Source organism: Methanocalculus natronophilus, from assembly GCF_038751955.1.
In the GTDB taxonomy this organism is placed as follows: Archaea; Halobacteriota; Methanomicrobia; order Methanomicrobiales; family Methanocorpusculaceae; genus Methanocalculus; species Methanocalculus natronophilus.
Window position 1 is genome coordinate 314 of the sequence record NZ_JBCEXH010000032.1, and the last position, 532, is coordinate 845.

At 38.3% G+C, this 532-nt stretch carries 2 protein-coding genes; both read right to left on the minus strand.

What is annotated here, in order from left to right; all coding sequences use genetic code 11:
• The coding region (locus ABCO64_RS10195; protein WP_343089378.1) for a LacI family DNA-binding transcriptional regulator at window positions 1–325 on the minus strand (325 nt) is incomplete at its 3' end.
• A 107-nt stretch (window positions 326–432) separates the two neighbouring features.
• Entirely contained in the window at window positions 433–528 is a 96-nt protein-coding gene (locus tag ABCO64_RS10200) for a 50S ribosomal protein L19 (protein ID WP_343089379.1), read from the minus strand.
• Window positions 529–532: the final 4 nt, after the last annotated feature.

Here is a 532-nt window from a genome sequence, read left to right on the forward strand (position 1 = left end):
CATCCTCTTCTGTCGTTTCTTCGCTGTCTAAAATATAGAGTAAAATTGAATACTTATAAACCCTTGCAATATCGGCAATCCCATTCATCATCTCAGCGATTGATGCTCTAGACATATCTGGGACAAGAACCGCTACCGTCGTTGATTTACGGCTTGCTAATCCTTTGGCAAATGCGTTTGGTTTATACCCTAATTCTTCAATAACCCTTAACACACGCTCGCGTGTTTCAGGTTTAACTTTTTCAGGGTTGTTGATTGCTCGTGAAACAGTCGCTAATGATACGCGCGCTGCACCGGCAACATCATAAATTGTCGCTTTACTCATTAAACCACCTTCTTTCCTTTGCAATATTATAGCACTTTATGAAAATGTTTTCAAACCATTTTCATAGATTTTTTCAGAATAAAAAAAGCCTTTTGAAAGGCTTTTTATTATCGACGTTCTTTAATACGAGATTGCTTAGCACTACGTCCGCGGATGTAGTTCAATTTCGCACGTCTTACTTTACCTTTTCTGACAACAGAAATAGAG